This is a genomic window from Streptomyces rubellomurinus, assembly GCF_000961885.1.
Lineage (GTDB): Bacteria > Actinomycetota > Actinomycetes > Streptomycetales > Streptomycetaceae > Kitasatospora > Kitasatospora rubellomurina.
Genome location: NZ_JZKH01000071.1, coordinates 25,623 through 43,122, shown reverse-complemented (window position 1 = coordinate 43,122; position 17,500 = coordinate 25,623). Strand labels below are relative to the sequence as shown.

Here is a 17,500-nt window from a genome sequence, read left to right as displayed (position 1 = left end):
GGCGCGGCGGGCGCGGCGGGCGCGGGCGGGCGCGGCGGGCGCGGGCGGGCGCGGGCCCGGACGTCAGCCCCCGAGGAACCGCAGGACGGCCAGGACCCTGCGGTTGGCGCCGTCGTCCCGCGGCAGCCGCAGCTTGTCGAACACCGCGTTGACGTGCTTCTCCACCGCGCTCCTGGAGACGAACAGCTGCTGGGCGATGGCCGCGTTGGTGCAGCCCTGGGCCATGAGCGTCAGCACGGTCCGCTCGCGTTCCGTCAGCAGGTCGAGATCGTCGGTGCGGCGGGTGCGGGCGAGGAGGCGGCGCACCACCTCCGGGTCGAACACCGTGCCGCCGCCGTGCACCCGGTCCAGCGCGGACAGGAACTCCTCCACCCGGCCGACCCGGTCCTTCAGCAGGTACCCCACGCCCCGGGTGTCGGCCGCCAGCAGCTCGGCGGCGTACCGCTGCTCCACGTACTGCGACAGCACCAGCACCCCCACCCGCGGGTGCTCGGACCGGATCCGCAGGGCGGCCCGCAGCCCCTCGTCGGTGTGGGTGGGCGGCATGCGGACGTCCACGACGGTGACGTCCGGGGGATCGGCGGCCACCGCGGCCAGCAGGGCGTCCGCGTCCCCCACCGCGGCGGCCACCTCGTGCCCCTCGTCGGCCAGCAGGCGGACCAGGCCCTCGCGCAGCAGCGCGGAGTCCTCGGCGATCATCAACCGCATGGCAGCTCCGCGACCACCCGGGTCGGGCCGCCCGGCGGGCTGTCCACCGTCAGCCGACCGTCCAGCGCGGCGATGCGGCGGGCCAAACCGCTCAGTAGGAGGCCCGGGCGGTGCCGAACCACTCCTCGGCCAGGTCGTCCAGCGTCCGCGACGCGGGCTCCAACTCGCGCAGGTACCACGGCAGGTGGCTGTACACGTGCAGCAGCGTGTACGCCATCAGCAGGCGCGGGTCGACGGCGCGGCCGTAGGCGGCGAGCAGATGGCCGAGCAGGACGGGATCGGCGCGGGTGGTGAACAGGCCGACCGCGACCAGGTCGTACGCAGGATCACCGATCATGGCGGGCTCGAAGTCGAACAGCCCGGTGAGCCGCCACCCGGCGGCCGGGTCGGTCAGCAGGTGCTCGCGCATGAACTCGGTGTGCAGCAGGGCGCGTTGCGGCGCCCGGGGGAGCGGGGCGGCCGCGAGGAAGTCCGGGATCTGCTCTGACCAGGCCTCGGGCAGCCCGCGTTCGCGCTGGCGCGCCACCGCGCCGGCCCGCTGGCGGGCGAGGAAGGCGGACCAGTCGCCGGGGCCGAGCACGTCCGCGAGCGGATCCGGGTCGAGCGCGTGCAGGGCGGCCAGCGCCTCCCCGCAGTCCCGGGCGATCCGCACCCGCGCGCCCTGCGGGATGCCCGGCCAGGCGGGCGCCAGGCCCTCGCCCGGCAGCCGGGACATCAGCACGTAGCGCCAGCCGTTGACGTACTCGCCGGCCGCGCGCACCTCCGGCGTCGGGATCGGCAGCGCGCCCCGCAGGTGGGTGAGGACGCGCTCCTCGGTGACGCCGTCCCGCGCGCTGAGCGCCGGGAACAGCTTGAGCACGTGCGCCCCGCCCACCGCGTACACCGGGACGGAGCCCTCCGCGAAGCGCTCCAGCGGCAGCCCGCCGACGCCCAGGCGCGCGCACAGCGCCTCGGCGCCCGGCCGTACCACGGTCTCGTCCGGCACGACCGCGTCCCACTGTTCGTCCGTCTCCACCACAGGCAGCATGGGCGCACGGTAGGCAGGGCGACGCCCGCCCGGCAACGGGGTTTCGCCCACCCGGCGGGCCGGGTCAGCGGGCCCCGCAGTTGCCGACGTCCGGCGAGGCCGGCTCCGGCCCGGTGGCCGGGTCGCGGGTGAGCAGGTAGCGGGCGCCCGGCCCGGCCTCGCCGGCGCGGTCGCCGAGGTTGTAGAGCGCGCAGCGGGTCAGCGACAGGCACCCGCAGCCGATGCAGCCGGTGAGCTTGGCCTTGAGCCGTTCGAGTTCGGCGATCTGCTCGTCGATCCGGGTCTGCCAGGACGCGGCGACCTGGTCCCACTCGTCGCCGCTGGGCGCCGGCCGCGAGGGCAGCCGGTCGAGGGCGACGCGCGCCTCGTCGAGGGAGAGGCCGACCCGCTGGGCGGCCCGGACGAAGGCGATCCGGCGCAGCGTGCCGCGGGTGTAGCGGCGCTGCCCGCCGGCGGTGCGGGTGGCGTGGATCAGCCCGAGGCTCTCGTAGTAGCGCAGGGCGGAGGCGGCGAGGCCGCTGCGCTTGCCGAGCTGCCCGATGGTGAGCAGGTCGCTGTGGCGCGGGCCGGGGGCGCGGTCGCTGTCCGGGGTCGCGTTCATGGGCACCCACTGTAGTCGCTTGACCTCAAGTTCGCTTGAAGTTGCACGATCGGGGGCATGACGACGAGCACGACGACGAGCACGACGGAAGCCCGGGCCCGCGGCCGCTTCGAGGACCTCCCGGCCCTGATGTCCCTGATGACCGGCGACGAGAAGCACAACCCCGCCGCCACCTCCACCCTGGACGCCCTCTGGGTGCTCTACGACCGGGTGCTGCGCGTCACCCCGGCCACGGCCGACGCGCAGGACCGCGACCGGATGCTGCTGTCCAAGGGCCACGGCCCGATGGCCTACTACGCCGTGCTGGCGGCCAAGGGCTTCATCGACCCGGCGGTGCTGCCGAGCTTCGGCGGCTACGACTCGCCGCTCGGCTACCACCCGGACCGGATGCTGCTCCCCGGCGTGGAGATCTCCTCCGGCTCGCTCGGCCAGGGCCTGCCGCTGGGCGTCGGCACGGCGCTGGGCCTGCGGGCGCAGGGCCTGAACGGCCCGGCGGTGTGGGTGCTGCTCGGCGACGCCGAGTTCGACGAGGGCTCCAACCACGAGGCGGTGGCCTTCGCCGGCGCGTACGGCCTGGACCGGCTGCACGCGGTGGTGATCGACAACTCCTCCGCCACGCACGGCTGGCAGGGCGGGATCGCGCAGCGCTTCGCGGCCGCCGGCTGGTCGACGGCGACGGTGGACGGCCGCGACCACGAGGCGCTGCACCGCGCCTACACCGCCGAGCACCCGGGGCGCCCGCACGTGGTGGTCGCCACGGTCGAGCCCAAGGACTCCTGAAGAACCACTCCCCCCGAGCCCCCCACGGAAGGCAAGCCCCCGATGGACACCATGCGCGAGCGCTTCGTCGACGTCACCACCCGTCTGCTGGACGAGGACCCCCGGCTTGCCCTGGTGCTCGCCGACATCACCGCCGCCTCCTTCGACCCCGCCCACGAGCGCCACCCCGACCGGGTGGTCAACGTCGGCATCCGCGAGCAGCTGCTGATCGGCGCGGCCGGCGGCCTGGCCCTGACCGGGATGCGCCCGATCGCCCACACCTTCGCCAGCTTCCTGGTGGAACGCCCCTTCGAGCAGGTGAAGCTGAGCCTGTCCCACCAGGGCGTCGGCGCGGTGCTGGTGAGCGCGGGCGGCTCGTACGACAACCCGGCGGCGGGCCGCACCCACATGGCCCCGGGCGACGTCGCCCTGCTGGACACCCTGCCGGACTGGACGGTGCACGTCCCCGGCCACCCCGAGGAGGCCGAGCGGCTGCTGCGCCACGCCTACGCGGACGGCGACCGCAACGTCTACGTCCGCCTCTCGGCGCAGCAGAACGAGACCCCGGTCGCGATCGAGCCGGGCCGCCTGACGGCCGTCCGTACGGGCCGGGGCGGCGTGGTGGTCGCGGTGGGGCCGGTGCTGGACGCGGTGCTGGCGGCCACCGAGGGCCTGGACGCGACGGTCCTGTACGCGGCGACGGTGCGCCCCTTCGACCGGGCCGGCCTGCGCGCGGCGCTGGACGCCCACGGCGGTCGGGGCGACGTGGTGCTGGTGGAGCCGTACCTCGCGGGCACCTCCGCGCACGCGGTGCACGAGGCGCTGGCCGACCGCCCGCACCGGCTGCTGGCGCTGGGCGTGCCGCGCGCGGAGCACCGGCACTACGGCTCGATGGCCGAGCACCTGGCCGCCTACGGCCTGGACGCGGCCGGCCTGCGCGAGCGGATCGGCACCTTCCTCTGGTGAGCGGCCCCGGGGCGGGTCACACCGCGACGAGGGCCACCGAGTCGCCCCCGAGCCGCACCCGGTCGCCCGACACCAGGGCCGCCCCGAACGCCGCGACGAGCTCCCGCCCCGGGCCGCCCAGCGGCACGGTGGCCTCGCCGGCCCCCAGGTTGACCGCGACCCGGTACGGCCCCCGGTGGACCACCAGCCACCCGGCGGCCTCGTCGAACTCGACCCGCACCGCCCCGAGGTCCGGGTCGCCGAGCTCCGGCAGCTCCCGCCGAAGCCGGAGCAACTGCCGGTACCAGTCCAGCAGTTCGGCGTGCGGAGCGCGGTGCGGCTCGGTCCAGTCGAGGACGGAGCGCAGCAGCGTGGCGGGTTCCTGCGGGTCGGGGACGGCTTCGGCGGCCCAGCCGTGGTCGGTGAACTCCCGCCGCCGGCCCTGCCGGACGGCTTCGGCGAGGCCGGGGTCGGTGTGGTCGGTGAAGTACTGCCAGGGGGTGGCCGCGCCCCATTCCTCGCCCATGAACAGCATCGGGGTGAACGGCGAGGTGAGCACGAGGGCGGCGCCGCAGGCGAGCCGGCCGGTGGGCAGGGTGGTGGAGATCCGGTCGCCGAGCGCCCGGTTGCCGATCTGGTCGTGGGTCTGCAGGTAGCCGAGCAGCCGGTGGCCGGCGCCGGTCGGGGTGAACGGCCGGCCGTGCCGGCGGCCCCGGAAGGTGGACCAGGTGCCGTCGTGGAAGTAGCCGTGCCGCAGCGACTTGGCGAGGGCGGCGAGCGGTGCGCGCGCGAAGTCGCCGTAGTAGCCGTGGGATTCGCCGGTGAGCGCGCAGTGCAGGGCGTGGTGGAAGTCGTCGCTCCACTGGGCGTCGATCCCCTGGCCGCCGGCTTCGCGCGGGGTGGTGGTGCGCGGGGTGTTGAGGTCGGATTCGGCGACGAGGAACAGCGGCCGGTTGGTCGCGACCGCCAACTTGTCGACCTCGCCGCTGAGTTCCTCCAGGAAGTGGACGGCCCGGTGGTCGATCAGGGCGTGCACGGCGTCGAGCCGCAGCCCGTCGATCCGGTAGTCGCGCAGCCAGGCGAGGGCGCTGCCGATCAGGTAGGCGCGGACTTCGTCGGAGCCGGGGGCGTCGAGGTTGACGGCGGCGCCCCAGGGGGTGTGGTGCCGGTCGGTGAAGTACGGGCCGTACCGCGGGAGGTGGTTGCCGGAGGGGCCGAGGTGGTTGTGCACCACGTCGAGGATCACCCCGAGGCCCCGGCCGTGCGCGGCGTCGACGAAGCGCTTGAGCCCGTCCGGCCCGCCGTAGGGCTCGTGGACGGCCCACGGCGAGACGCCGTCGTAGCCCCAGCCGTGCCGGCCGGGGAACGGGCAGACCGGCATGAGCTCGACGAAGTCGACGCCCAACTCGACGAGGTGGTCGAGGCGTTCGGCGGCGGCGTCGAAGGTGCCGCGGGTGGTGAAGGTGCCGACGTGCAGCTCGTACACCACCGAGCCGGGCAGCGGGCGGCCGCGCCAGCCGGTCGCCGTCCAGGGGAACGCGGCGTGGTCGACGGGCCGGCTCGGGCCGTCCGGGCCGTGCGGCTGCCGGGCCGAGCGCGGGTCGGGCAGCGGCGGGCCGCCGTCCAGCCGGAAGGCGTAGTCGCCGGCCGGTGCGACGCCGCCCCACCAGCCGTCGCGGCCGGCCAGGCGCGCCAACTCATGGGAGCCGCCGGAGACTTCGACCGTGACGCGGGAGGCCGCGTGCGGCGCCCACACCTCGTAGACCGCCATGCTCAGCCCCTCCTCGTCAGCAGTGCCACCGGATACGTCGCCAGCAGGTCCGCGACCGGCACCGGCTGTCCGGCCGGGTAGCGGTGCTCGGTCAGCTGGTCCGTCCAGGCGCCGCCCGGGGGCAGCTCCAGCACGGCGTCGCGCCAGCCGCCGGCCCGCTCCAGCCCGTACGGGAGCCGGGTGACGGCGGTGACCACGTCCTCGCCGCGGGCGAAGGCCAGCAGGTGTTCGCCGGACAGGTCGACGGCGGCCAGCGGGCGGTAGGCGCCGAGCGGGCGGTCGCGGCGCAGGTGCAGGGCGGTGGCGGTCAGGTGCAGCTTCTCGCGGGCGAGGTCTCCGGGGCGCGGGGCGGCGGCGTCGGTGAGCCGCACGGCGAGGGCGTCGAGGTCGACCACGCCCCGGTTGTCCGGGTCGACCAGGGTGTACAGCGGCTCCTCGCTGCCCTGGTACAGGTCCGGGACGCCGGGGACGGTGAGGTGCAGCAGGGCGGCGGCCAGGGTGTTGGCCCGGGCGTGCGGGGCTAGGGCGCGCACCCGCTCCTCGATCCGGGCGAGCAGCCCGGGGTCGGCGTACACGGCGCGGGCCCGCTGTTCGAGCGCCCGCTCGTACGGTGTGTCGGGGGCCGTCCAGGAGGTGTGCAGCTTGGCCTCGCGGGCGGCCTTGAGCAGGGCGGCGACCAGCCGCTCGGGGGTGATCGGCCAGGCGGCGACCAGGGTGTGCCACAGCATCCAGTCGGCGTCCCGGTCGGGGCCGGGCCCGAGCGCGGCGGACCAGGCGGCGGCCTCGGCGGCCCACGCCTCGGGCTGCTCGGCGAGGACGGCGAGCCGGGCGCGCGCGTCGGCGCTGCGCTTGGTGTCGTGCGTGGACAGCGCCGTCATGCTGTGCGGCCACTGCTGCTCCAGGTACCGGCACCAGTCGTGGAACTCGGCCGGGGTGACCCAGGGCCGGGCCGGCTCGCCGCCGACCTCGTTGTGCCCGGGCAGCGCGTTCCACCGGTAGAAGGCGGTGTCCTCGACGCCCTTGGCGGCGACGGCCGCGGCGGTCTGCCCGAAGCGCACGCAGAACTCGTCCCGGTCGGGGTCGCGCCCCAGCTCGCCCAGGGCGAGCGCGGCGACCAGGTGCTCGGTCGGGTCGTCGGAGCCCTCCCGCACGGTGCGCAGGAACTCCTCGGGCGGCGGCGCCTCGCCGGGCCGCGCGTACGGCCGGTACACCGGGTAGTCGGTGAGCAGCCGGCGCAGCGCGGCCCGCAGCTGCCAGGGCGCGTGGTCGGCGTAGGCGGGCTCGGCGGCGCCGATCCGCAGCGCGATCCGCACCAGCCGCTCGACCTCGGCGGCCAGCTCGCCGACCGGCCCGGTCATCTCGGCGCGCCCGCGCCGGGCGGCGGCCACCGCCGGGTTCGGCTCCCCGCGCGCGGGTTCCGGCCCGCCGCCCAGGAACGCCCGGTACGCCTCGGCCGCGCGCCGGGCCCCCGCCGGGTCGGTGAGCACGCCGTCGATGCGGCGCAGCGCGTCGTAGCCGGTGGTGCCGGCGACCGGCCAGTCGGCGGGCAGCCGCTCCTCGCCGGTGAGGATCTTCTCGACCACCACGTAGGCCCCGCCGCCCGCCGTCCCGCCGGTGGCCGCCGCCAGCCGCCGCAGGTAGCCGCGCGGGTCGGCGAGCCCGTCCGGGTGGTCGATCCGGAAGCCGTCCAGGACGCCCTCGCGGTACAGCCGTAGCAGCACGGCGTGGGTGGCGTCGAACACCTCCGGTTCCTCGACCCGCAGGGCGATCAGCTCGTTGACGGTGAAGAACCGCCGGTAGTTGAGCTCGGTGCGGGCCAGGCGCCACCAGGCGAGCCGGTACCACTGCCGGGCCAGCAGCTCCGGGAGCGGCAGCCGCTCGGTGCCGGGCCGCAGCGGCAGCTCGTGCCGGTGGTAGCGCAGCACGTCGCCGTCGACGGCCAGCTGGTCGAGGACGGCGCCGAGCCGGTCGCCGAGCAGCGGCAGCAGCACCCGTCCGCGCCCGGGGGCGTCGGCGGGGCCGGTCTGCGCGGTCCAGTCGATGTCGAACCAGTGGGCGTACGGCGAGTCGGGCCCGTCGCGCAGCACGTGCCACAGCGGCCGGTTGAGGTGTTCGGGGACGGGCACGGCCATGTGGTTGGGCACCACGTCGGCGATCAGCCGCAGCCGGTGCCGGCGGGCCTCGGCGGCGAGGGCGCGCAGGGCGCTCTCGCCGCCGAGTTGTTCGCTGATCCGGGTGTGGTCGACGGTGTCGTAGCCGTGGGTGGAGCCGGGGGCGGCCTCCAGCAGCGGGGACAGGTGCAGGTGGGAGACGCCGAGGGCGGCCAGGTAGGGGACGGCGGCGGTGGCGTGGTGCAGGGTGAAGCCGGGCTGCAGCTGGAGCCGGTAGGAGGAGGACGGGGCGGGGGCGGCCGGGCGGGCCTGCGGGGGCTCGGCGGCGGAGGTCATAGGTCCATAGGTACCCGGCCCGGCCCGCCGCCAAGACCCGCTGCTGGCCCGAACAGGTGAGCCCGGCCCGGCGCCCGGCCCGGTCGCGCCACCCGCTCGGCCGCCCGTCACGCGGCCCGCTCGGGCGGGCCGCTCAGGCCGGCCGCTGGAGCACCATCAGCGAGCGGTCGGTGAGCCACAGCGTGTCCCCGGCCTTGACGGTCGCCCCGGCGCCGGGGGCGGGCAGCCGGGGCTGCGCGGTGTCGACGACGACCCGCCACTGCTGCCCGTGGTCGGCGGGCACGGTGAACTCCAGCGGTTCGAAGTGGGCGTTGAACATCAGCAGGAAGGAGTCGTCGACGATCCGCCCGCCGCGCCGGTCCGGCTCGGAGATGGCGTAGCCGTTGAGGAAGACGGTGAGCGACTTGGCGTAGCCGACGCCCCAGTTGCGCTTGGTCATCTCCTCCCCGGTGGGGGTGAACCAGGCGATGTCGGTGAGGTCGTCGTACGCGCCGGAGGCGGACACCGGCCGGCCGTGGAAGAACCGCCGCCGCCGGAACACCGGGTGGTCGCGGCGCAGCCAGATCATGCCCTGGGTGAACTCCAGCAGCCGGGCCCGCGGGCCGTCGGCGTCCGAGCCGTCCGGCCAGTGCACCCAGGTGAGTTCGTTGTCCTGGCAGTAGGCGTTGTTGTTGCCGAGCTGGGTGCGGCCGAGTTCGTCGCCGTGGGAGAGCATCGGCACGCCCTGGGAGAGCATCAGGGTGGCGATCAGGTTGCGCTGCTGGCGCGCCCGCAGCTCCTCGACGGCCGGGTCGTCGCTGGGGCCCTCGACGCCGCAGTTCCAGGAGCGGTTGAAGGACTCGCCGTCCCGGTTGTCCTCGCCGTTGGCGTGGTTGTGCTTGTCGTTGTACGAGACCAGGTCGCGCAGGGTGAAGCCGTCGTGGCAGGTCACGAAGTTGATCGAGGCGATGGGGCGCCGGCCGTCGTCCTGGTAGAGGTCGGAGGAGCCGGTGAGCCGGGAGCCGAACTCGGCGAGGGCGGCGTTCTCGCCGCGCCACAGGTCGCGCACGGTGTCCCGGTACATGCCGTTCCACTCGGTCCACAGCGGCGGGAAGTTGCCGACCTGGTAGCCGCCCTCGCCGAGGTCCCAGGGTTCGGCGATGAGCTTGGCCTGGGAGACGACCGGGTCCTGCTGGACGAGGTCGAAGAAGGAGGAGAGCCGGTCGACCTCGTGGAACTGCCGGGCGAGGGTGGCGGCGAGGTCGAAGCGGAAGCCGTCGACGTGCATCTCGGTGACCCAGTAGCGCAGCGAGTCCATGATCAGCTGGAGCACGTGCGGGCTGCGCATCAGCAGGCTGTTGCCAGTGCCGGTGGTGTCCTCGTAGAAGCGCTGGTCCTGGGCGAGGCGGTAGTAGGAGACGTTGTCGAGGCCGCGCAGCGACAGGGTCGGGCCGAGGTGGTTGCCCTCGGCGGTGTGGTTGTAGACGACGTCGAGGATCACCTCGATGCCGGCCGCGTGCAGCGCCTTGACCATCGACTTGAACTCCTGGACCTGCTGGCCGCGGTCGCCGGTGGAGGAGTAGGAGGAGTGCGGGGCGAAGAAGCCGATGGTGTTGTAGCCCCAGTAGTTGGCCAGGCCCAGGTCGCGCAGCCGGTGGTCGCGGACGAACTGGTGCACCGGCATCAGTTCGATGGCGGTGACGCCGAGTTTGGCGAGGTGCTCGATCACCGCCGGGTGGGCGAGGCCCGCGTAGGTGCCGCGGATCTCCTCGGGGATGCCGGGGTGCAGCCGGGTGAGGCCCTTGACGTGGGCCTCGTAGATGACGGTGCGGTGGTAGTCGGTGCGCGGCGGCCGGTCGGTGCCCCAGTCGAAGTACGGGTTGACGACCACCGAGTGCATGGTGTGCGGGGCGGAGTCGAGGTCGTTGCGGCGTTCGGGGGCACCGAAGTGGTAGCCGTAGACGGACTCGTCCCAGTCGATGTGCCCGCTCATCGCCTTGGCGTACGGGTCCAGCAGCAGCTTGGCCGCGTTGTGCCGCTGGCCCAGGCCCGGGTTGTACGGACCGTGCACGCGGAAGCCGTAGCGCCGGCCGGGCTGGACGCCGGGGAGGTAGGCGTGCCGGACGAAGGCGTCCGTCTCGCGCAGTTCGACGGCGGTCTCGGAGCCGTCCTCCTCGATCAGGCACAGCTCGATCCGGTCGGCGCTCTCGGAGAACACCGCGAAGTTGGTGCCGGCCCCGTCGTAGGTGGCGCCGAGGGGGTAGGGCTGTCCGGGCCAGACCTGCATGAGTCCTCAACTTCCTTGACTGCGACGGAAACTGATGCTTGGTCGGACGAGCTGCCTGCCCGGACCCGGTCGGGGCCTTCCCGGCCGGGCGGCCGGGCATGTGCGGCGCTCGCGCGCCGTGACGTACGGCACAGTCGGCATACTCCCCGAGCCTTCCCCCGGCAGCCGGGACACGCGGCCCCGGTTCGCCCGAACGGGTGTCCGCCCGCCCATTCCTGTGAAGAGTCCACCGGCCCCGCCCGCGCCCGCCGGCGCGGCCCCCTGCGCCATCCGGCTGCGGGCCGCTCGCGCCGGGCAGTACCCTTGATCGTCCGGCCGCCCCCGGCCGGTGGCGATCCGTCAGCGGCCGACCCGCCGAACCGCCGACCCGCCGAACCGCCGGTCGCGGCCGAGGGCCGGGGCGAAGCGGCCGGCCAGAGCGAAGCAGCAAGCAGATGAGGTGGCGCATGGTGTTCCCCGCCGGCGGCCGCGGCTCCGGGCCGGGCGGCCCCGACCGGGGCGGTGTCCGCAGCGAGGCACCCACCGTGGTCATGCGCCCCACCCTGACCGGCCGCACCCTGGTGCCCGCCCAGAGCGGCCCGGTCGAGGTCCCCGCCCTCGCCTGGTCCGGCGCCGAATGGGAGGACGCCTACCAGCGGGTCCGGCTCTCCGGCCGCGCCTACGTCTGGCTCAACCTCGTCGAGCAGCGGCTGCGCTCCCTCGTCGACGAGGTGCTGCACCCCATCTACGCGCCCGCCCACGGCGAGGACTGGGTCACCGCCGCCGCCGGCCCCGCCGGCGAGGAGTGGGCCCACCGGGCCGGCGCCGTCCGCGAGGTCAGCCGCCGCAAGGGCTACCTCCTCGACCCGGCCGACGACGACCCGCTGGTCTTCCTCACCCTGCCCCAGCTGCGCGAACTCATGGTCCAGCACTGGCCCTGCTTCGAGCCCTACCTCGCCGACCGGCGCGAGATCGAACTCGCCCTCGACGAACTCGAAGTCGCCCGGCACGTCGTCTCCCGCAACCGCGTCCTCACCGGCACCGTCCTCGCCCAGACCGAACGCGCCGCCGCCCGGCTGCTCGCCGTCCTCGACGGCGGCGCCGGCGGGGTGCCCGCCGACGTCGTCGAATCCCTCGTCGCCGGCCGCTACGCCGACGTCGTCGCCGTCCACGCCGACCGGGTCCGGCTGCAGCGCGACCTGCCCGTCGAGGACCTGCTCGACGGCGCCCGGCGGCTCGACGCGCTCGGCATCGGCCTCGGCATGCTCTGCCAGAACTACACCGGCAAGCGCCTCGTCCGCCTCGCCGGCGAGGGCTGCCGCGTCCGGCTGCTCTTCCTCAACCCGGCCAGCAGCGCCGTGCGCCGCCGCGAACGCGAACTCGGCCTCGGACGAGGCGAACTGGCGCGCTCCATCGAGATGAACATCATGCACGTGCGGCGGGTCCGGGCCCGGCTGCGCGACCAGGGCGGCTTCGAGATCCGGGTCTTCGACGAGACCCCGCGCTTCACCGCCTACCTCGTCGAAGGCCCCCGCACCCCCGGCCAGGCCGGCGGCCGCGGCCGCAGCCGCGACCTCGGCGTCGTCCAGCCCTACCTGCGCCGCGCCCGCGGCATGGAATCGCCCGCCCTCGTCCTGCGCGGCGGCGCCGGCCAGCAGCCCGGCGGCACCGAACCCGGCCTGCTGGACGTCTACCGTGAGGAGTTCGAAGGCGCCTGGGGCGACTCCCGGCCCGTCTCCTGACCCGCCGTCCGGATCCTGGGAAACCCCCTGGTCACGGCCGGGCGCGCGCTGCCAGACTGCGGGCCGTGAACAGTGATCCCGGCTGGAGCCTGCGCCCCGCCACCGCCGCCGACGTCGAACCCCTCGCCGAGCTCCGGGCCCAGGTCATGCGCGCCGACCTCGAACGGCTCGGCCGCTACGACGACCACCGCGTCCGCCAGCGGCTGCGCGACAACTTCTCGCCCCGGCACACCACGGTCGTCCTGGTCGACCACGCGCTCGCCGGGTGCGTCACCGTCCGCCCCGACGAGCGGGGCGGACGCTACCTCGAGTACTTCTACCTCCGGCCGCAGCACCAGGGCCGCGGCCTCGGCACCGCCGTCCTGCGCCACGTCCTCGCCGAAGCCGACGCGGCCGGCGAACCCGTACGCCTCCAGGCCCTGCAGGGCAGCGCCTCCCGCCGGCTCTACGAACGGCACGGCTTCACCGCCGAGCGCGAGGACCCGATCGACGTCTTCATGCACCGCCCGGCACCCTCCGCGCCCACCCCCTGACACCCGGCGATCCCCACGAACCGGCTGGCCAGGGCCGTTGTCCACGTGGTAGTCATGACCCCCGTGACGATCACGGGGGATGACGGCGCGGTTCTGCGCCTGGACGATGTACACCGCGCCTACGGCACCGGCCCGGAGGCCGTCCGCGCACTCAGGGGGGTGCACGTCGCCTTCGACCGCGGCACCTTCACCGCCGTCATGGGCCCCTCCGGCTCCGGCAAGAGCACCCTGCTCCAGTGCGCCGCCGGCCTCGACCGGCCCGACCACGGCCGCATCACCCTCGACGGCACCGACCTCGCCGGCCTCACCGAGACCCAGCTCACCGTCCTGCGCCGGCAGAAGCTCGGCTTCGTCTTCCAGGCCTTCAACCTGGTCGGCTCGCTCACCGCCGAACAGAACGTCGGCCTGCCGCTGCGCCTGGCCGGCCGCCGCCCCGACCGCGCCGAAGTCCACCGCGCCCTCGCCCAGGTCGGCCTCGGCGAACGCACCGCCCACCTGCCCTCCCAGCTCTCCGGCGGCCAGCAGCAGCGCGTCGCCATCGCCCGCGCCCTCATCACCCGCCCCCGCATGCTGTTCGCCGACGAACCCACCGGCGCCCTCGACAGCAGCAGCAGCCGCGACGTCCTCGCCCTGCTGCGCGACCTCGTCGACCGCGAGGGCCAGAGCACCGTCATGGTCACCCACGACCCCGTCGCCGCCTCCTACGCCGACCGCGTCCTCTTCCTCGCCGACGGCCGCGTCGTGGACGACCTCGAACGCCCCACCGCCCGCCAGGTCGCCGAGCGGATGACCGCCCTGGAGACCGCCGCATGAGCACGCGAACCGAGCGGACCGACCACGGCGGCTCCCTCACCACCCTGCTGCCCGTCGCCGCCGCCGGCCTGCGCCGCCGCAAGACCGCCTTCGCCGGCTCCTATCTCGCCCTCACCCTCGGCGTCACCCTCGTCGCCACCACCGGCAGCCTGCTCCACCAGACCGCCGGCGACGACTCCCCGCTCGGCGCACCCTCCCTGCACAAGGTGCTGCTGTTCACCGCCGCCATGGCCGCCTTCGTCGCCGTCTTCGTCGTCGCCGGCACCTTCGCCTTCGCCGTCGCCCAGCGCCGGCAGGAGATCGCCATGCTCCGCGCGGTCGGCGCCACCCCCCGCCAGATCGTCTGGCTGATCACCGGCGAAGCCGCCGTCGTCGCCCTCGCCGCCGCCCTCAGCGGCTGCCTCCTCGCCCTGCCCGGCGCCCCCGCCCTCGCCGCCTGGCTCGTCGACCGCGGCGCCGCCCCCGAAGGCTTCACCGCCCACCCCGCCGCCGGCCCCATGCTGCTCGCCGCCGCCACCGGCCTCGCCGTCGCCCTCCTCGGCGCCGTCACCGCCGCCGTCCGCGCCGGCCGGGTCCGCGCCGCCGAAGCCCTCGCCGACGCCGCCGTCGACCGCAAGGTCATGACCCCGCTGCGCTGGGCCGCCGCCCTCACCGGCCTGCTCACCCTGTTCGGCGCCGCCGGCTACTACCTCGCCGCCCCCACCATGCCCCCCACCCCCGGCGACCAGGCCGGCGACCCGCAACTCGCCTCCCAGTGGGTCCTCGGCGCCGACCTGGCCGTCATCACCTCCATCGCCCTCCTCGCCCCCGTCCTCGTCCCGCCGCTCGTCCGGCTGCTCACCGCCCCGCTCGCCCGCGCCACCGCCGCCGCCCCGCTGCTCGCCCGGCAGAACGCGCTCACCGCCGTCCGCCGCACCGTCTCCACCGCCACCCCCGCCTTCCTCGCCATCGCGCTCACCGGCACCGTCGTCGGCTCCACCGCCGCCTTCGCCGACGCCATGACCGCCCAGAACCGCGCCACCACCGCCGCCCGCTACGTGCTGCGCCCCGGCACCCAGCCACTGCCCGCCGACACCCTGCGCCGGCTCACCGCCGGCCGGCCCGGCCTGCACGCCACCGCCACCACCCCCACCGTCGTCACCGGCCTCGGCGCCGACACCGCCGCCTTCGACGACCACGGCGAGGACTCGCCCGCCAGCGTGCCCTCCGCCGCCACCGTCGTCGACGGCGACCTCGCCACCGCCTGGACCCTCCCCGCCGTCCAGGGCAACCCCGCCGACCTGCACGGCGCCACCCTCGCCCTCTCCACCGACCAGGCCCGCGGCCACGGCGTGCACCTCGGCGACCACGTCAACCTGCGCCTCGCCGACGGCACCGTCACCACCCTGCGCCTCGCCCTCGTCTACCGCACCCAACTCGGCCTCGACGAGATCCTGCTCAGCGGCGACGCCGCCACCCCCCACCTCCCCGGCGCCCGGCCCACCGCCGTCCACCTCGACGCCGAACCCGCCGACCGCCTCGGCGCCACCCTCACCGACTCCCGCGACCCCGGCCCCGACCCCGGCGCCCACTACGCCTGGATCGCCACCACCACCATCCTCGGCCCCGCCCTGCTCTACGCCCTCATCGCCATCGTCAACACCATGGTCATGAGCACCGCCGACCGCCGCCGCGACTTCGACGTGCTGCGCCTCGCCGGATCCGTGCGCCGCCAGGTGCTGGGGACCGTCGCCCTCGAAGCCGTCCTCGTCGTCGCCACCGCCGCCGTGCTCGCCCTCGCCGTCACCGCCCTCACCCAGTACGGCACCACGGCGCTGATCAACCACCGCATCCTCGCCGGCCAGACCACCGTCCCGCTCCACCTGCCCTGGCCCGCCCTGGCCGTCGCCGCCGCCGTCTGCCTCGCCCTCGCCACCACCGCGGCCCTGCTCCCCAGCCGACTCGCCCTCACCCGCCCCGCCGCCGCCCGCTGACCGGCCCCCGGGCCGCCCCCGGGCCGGGTTGTCGGTGGGGCAGGTGATGATAGGGGCTGTTTCGCGCAGCCGGACGGAAGGACACACCCCCATGAGCTGGTGGCAGCAGCCACTGGTCGGCTTCGACCTGGAGACCACGGGCACCGACCCGGCCGTGGACCGCATCGTCACGGCCGCCCTCGTGGACACCGTCGGAGCCGCCCGGGTGGGCGCCGCGCACTGGCTGCTCGACCCGGGCGTGCCGATCCCCGCCGAGGCCGAGGCGATCCACGGCATCGGCGACGACCTCGCCCGCCGCAAGGGCAGACCGGCCAAGGAAGCCGTCGAGGAGATAGCCGCCGCCCTCTGCGAACGGCTCGCCGCCGGACGGCCCGTCGTCGCCTTCAACGCGCCCTTCGACCTCTCCCTGCTCGACGCCGAACTGCGCCGCCACGGCCTCGCCACCCTCGCCGAACGCCTCGGCGGGCCCGTCCGCCCCGTCCTCGACGCACTCGTCATCGACCGCGCCGTCGACAAGTACCGCAAGGGCTCCCGCACCCTCCAGCGGGTCTGCGAGCTGTACGGCGTCGAGCTGACGGACGCCCACGAGGCCGGCAGCGACGCGCTCGCCGCCGTCCGCGTCGCCGTCGCCCTCGCCGAGCGCTACCCCGCCGAGGTCGGCACCCCCACCCCCGAGGACCTGCACCGGCAGCAGATCGGCTGGTACCGGGACTGGGCCGAGAGCCTGCAGGCCTGGCTGCGCCGCGGCAAGGACCCGCAGGCCGAGGTCGACCCGCGCTGGCCGTCGAGGTAGCGCCACCGCCCCGCCCGCCCCACCGACCTGCCCGGCTTCCCCGCCCTCGCCTGACGGGCCCGCTACGCCGCCGGGAAGTCGAAGGTGTAGCCCTGGGCGACGAGCCACGGCAGCAGCTGCTTGAGCGCGGCCACCGTCTGGCCGCGGTCGCCGCCGCCGTCGTGCATCAGGACCACCCCGCCGGGCCTGAGCTGGCTCTGCACGGCGGAGACGATCGCGGGCACGCCCGGACGGGACCAGTCGCGCGGGTCGACGGACCAGCCGAGCGAGGACATCCCCAGGCCCGCGGTGATCTGCTCGTTGTCGGCGTTGAAGCCGCCGCCCGGGGCGCGGAACCAGCCGACCGCGGTGCCGGGCCCGCCCGCCCGGACGATCATGTCGCGGGCGGCGGTGATCTCGTACGCGGCCTTGTCGTGCGGCAGCTTCGCGAACGGCTGCGGGTGGTGCACGCTGTGGTCGCACAGCCGGTGCCCCTCGGCCAGGACGCGCTTGACCAGGGCCGGGTTGGCGGCGGCGTTCTGCCCGATCTCGCAGAAGGTGGCCTTGACGCCGTACTGGGCGAGCAGGTCGAGGATCGGGCCGGTCGCGGGGCCCGGGCCGTCGTCGAAGGTGAGGGCGACGGTACGGCCGCCGGAGGCGGTGGAGCCGATCACCTTGCCGCCGCCCGCGTGCCCGGGCGGCGGAGCCGGGGTGCCGGACGGGGTGCCGGACGGCGTGCCCGGGGCGGTGGACGTGCCCGGGGCGGTGGGCGTGCGCGGCTTCGCGGCCACGGGCGGCGCGGCGGAGGCGGGAGCGCCGTCCGAGCCGGGCGTCGGCGCGATGGCGGTGGCGGGCCCGCCGGCCGGGGCGCTCGGGGCGGTCGGGGCGGTCGGCGACAGGGTGATCGGGGACTGCCCGGCGCCCGTGGTGCCGGCGGCGGACGGCTGCAGTGCCCCGCTGGCGGTGCCGCACGCGGCCAGGCCCAGTGCGGCCGCCACCGCGACGCAGCCCCCGACCAGCCGACGACGGGCCCGGGAGACGCGCGAGGGGGCGAAGGGGCGGCGGTCGTCGGTCCGGTGCATGGCGGCGGCTCCTGAGGTACGAGACGGGTGCCGATTCCTCGGTCAGGATGACTGTCCGATAGGACGCCGATCGTACGTGCCC

The 17,500-nt window shown here is 75.6% G+C and carries 14 protein-coding genes and 1 pseudogene; 7 read left to right on the top strand and 8 right to left on the bottom strand.

Annotated elements, in window-relative coordinates; translation table 11 throughout:
* Positions 1–63 precede the first annotated feature (63 nt).
* The 4 genes and pseudogenes from VM95_RS27870 to soxR all read right to left on the bottom strand — a co-directional run bounded on the left by VM95_RS27870 (position 64) and on the right by soxR (position 2,336).
* Positions 64–708 (bottom strand): response regulator transcription factor, encoded by a 645-nt coding sequence (locus tag VM95_RS27870; protein WP_045701706.1) that lies wholly within the window; start codon positions 706–708, stop codon positions 64–66.
* Positions 699–803 (bottom strand): annotated as a pseudogene (locus VM95_RS44715) (sensor histidine kinase); the annotation flags it as partial. The pseudogene VM95_RS44715 and the gene VM95_RS27870, both read right to left, overlap by 10 nt.
* A complete protein-coding gene (locus VM95_RS27865) occupies positions 800–1,735 on the bottom strand; it encodes a phosphotransferase family protein (protein WP_045701703.1) in 936 nt (311 codons plus the stop codon). The pseudogene VM95_RS44715 and the gene VM95_RS27865, both read right to left, overlap by 4 nt.
* Positions 1,736–1,799: 64 nt before the next feature.
* Positions 1,800–2,336 carry a redox-sensitive transcriptional activator SoxR gene (soxR, locus tag VM95_RS27860; RefSeq protein WP_045701701.1) on the bottom strand — a complete coding sequence of 179 codons (537 nt, stop codon included), beginning with the start codon at positions 2,334–2,336 and terminating at the stop codon, positions 1,800–1,802.
* A 57-nt stretch (positions 2,337–2,393) separates the two neighbouring features.
* Between soxR and VM95_RS27855 the strand changes: the two genes are divergently transcribed.
* Together VM95_RS27855 and VM95_RS27850 are read left to right on the top strand one after the other, a co-directional pair.
* A complete protein-coding gene (locus tag VM95_RS27855; protein ID WP_045701699.1) occupies positions 2,394–3,116 on the top strand; it encodes a thiamine pyrophosphate-dependent enzyme in 723 nt (240 codons plus the stop codon).
* A 42-nt stretch (positions 3,117–3,158) separates the two neighbouring features.
* The gene (locus tag VM95_RS27850; RefSeq protein ID WP_045701696.1) at positions 3,159–4,061 is read left to right on the top strand and encodes a transketolase family protein; all 903 of its coding nucleotides are present in this window, start codon (positions 3,159–3,161) and stop codon (positions 4,059–4,061) included.
* Positions 4,062–4,077: 16 nt separating this feature from the next.
* On the opposite strand, the gene treZ is transcribed toward VM95_RS27850, so the two are convergent.
* The 3 genes from treZ to glgX form a co-directional block, all read right to left on the bottom strand.
* Positions 4,078–5,811 (bottom strand): malto-oligosyltrehalose trehalohydrolase, encoded by a 1,734-nt coding sequence (gene treZ / locus VM95_RS27845; RefSeq protein WP_045701694.1) that lies wholly within the window; start codon positions 5,809–5,811, stop codon positions 4,078–4,080.
* Between the two features lie 2 nt (positions 5,812–5,813).
* Entirely contained in the window at positions 5,814–8,258 is a 2,445-nt protein-coding gene (gene treY, locus VM95_RS27840) for a malto-oligosyltrehalose synthase (RefSeq protein ID WP_045701692.1), read from the bottom strand.
* A gap of 133 nt (positions 8,259–8,391) precedes the next feature.
* A complete protein-coding gene (glgX, locus tag VM95_RS27835; protein ID WP_045701690.1) occupies positions 8,392–10,524 on the bottom strand; it encodes a glycogen debranching protein GlgX in 2,133 nt (710 codons plus the stop codon).
* Positions 10,525–10,970: 446 nt separating this feature from the next.
* On the opposite strand from glgX, the gene VM95_RS27830 reads away from it, so the two are divergent.
* The 5 genes from VM95_RS27830 to VM95_RS27810 all read left to right on the top strand — a co-directional run bounded on the left by VM95_RS27830 (position 10,971) and on the right by VM95_RS27810 (position 16,357).
* Positions 10,971–12,245: an SAV2148 family HEPN domain-containing protein gene (locus VM95_RS27830; protein ID WP_107073117.1), complete on the top strand. Its 1,275-nt coding sequence runs from the start codon at positions 10,971–10,973 to the stop codon at positions 12,243–12,245.
* A gap of 65 nt (positions 12,246–12,310) precedes the next feature.
* Positions 12,311–12,778, top strand: coding sequence for a GNAT family N-acetyltransferase (locus VM95_RS27825; RefSeq protein WP_244178968.1), 468 nt, complete (start codon positions 12,311–12,313; stop codon positions 12,776–12,778).
* A gap of 54 nt (positions 12,779–12,832) precedes the next feature.
* On the top strand, positions 12,833–13,591 hold the full coding sequence (locus tag VM95_RS27820; RefSeq protein WP_045701686.1) for an ABC transporter ATP-binding protein: 759 nt from the start codon (positions 12,833–12,835) through the stop codon (positions 13,589–13,591).
* Positions 13,588–15,564 (top strand): FtsX-like permease family protein, encoded by a 1,977-nt coding sequence (locus VM95_RS45305; protein WP_045701685.1) that lies wholly within the window; start codon positions 13,588–13,590, stop codon positions 15,562–15,564. Before VM95_RS27820 ends, VM95_RS45305 begins: the two co-directional genes overlap by 4 nt.
* Positions 15,565–15,655: 91 nt before the next feature.
* Complete coding sequence (locus tag VM95_RS27810; RefSeq protein ID WP_045701684.1) at positions 15,656–16,357, top strand: exonuclease domain-containing protein; 702 nt, start codon at positions 15,656–15,658, stop codon at positions 16,355–16,357.
* Positions 16,358–16,419: 62 nt separating this feature from the next.
* On the opposite strand, the gene VM95_RS44700 is transcribed toward VM95_RS27810, so the two are convergent.
* A complete protein-coding gene (locus VM95_RS44700) occupies positions 16,420–17,418 on the bottom strand; it encodes a polysaccharide deacetylase family protein (RefSeq protein WP_244178967.1) in 999 nt (332 codons plus the stop codon).
* Positions 17,419–17,500 lie beyond the last annotated feature (82 nt).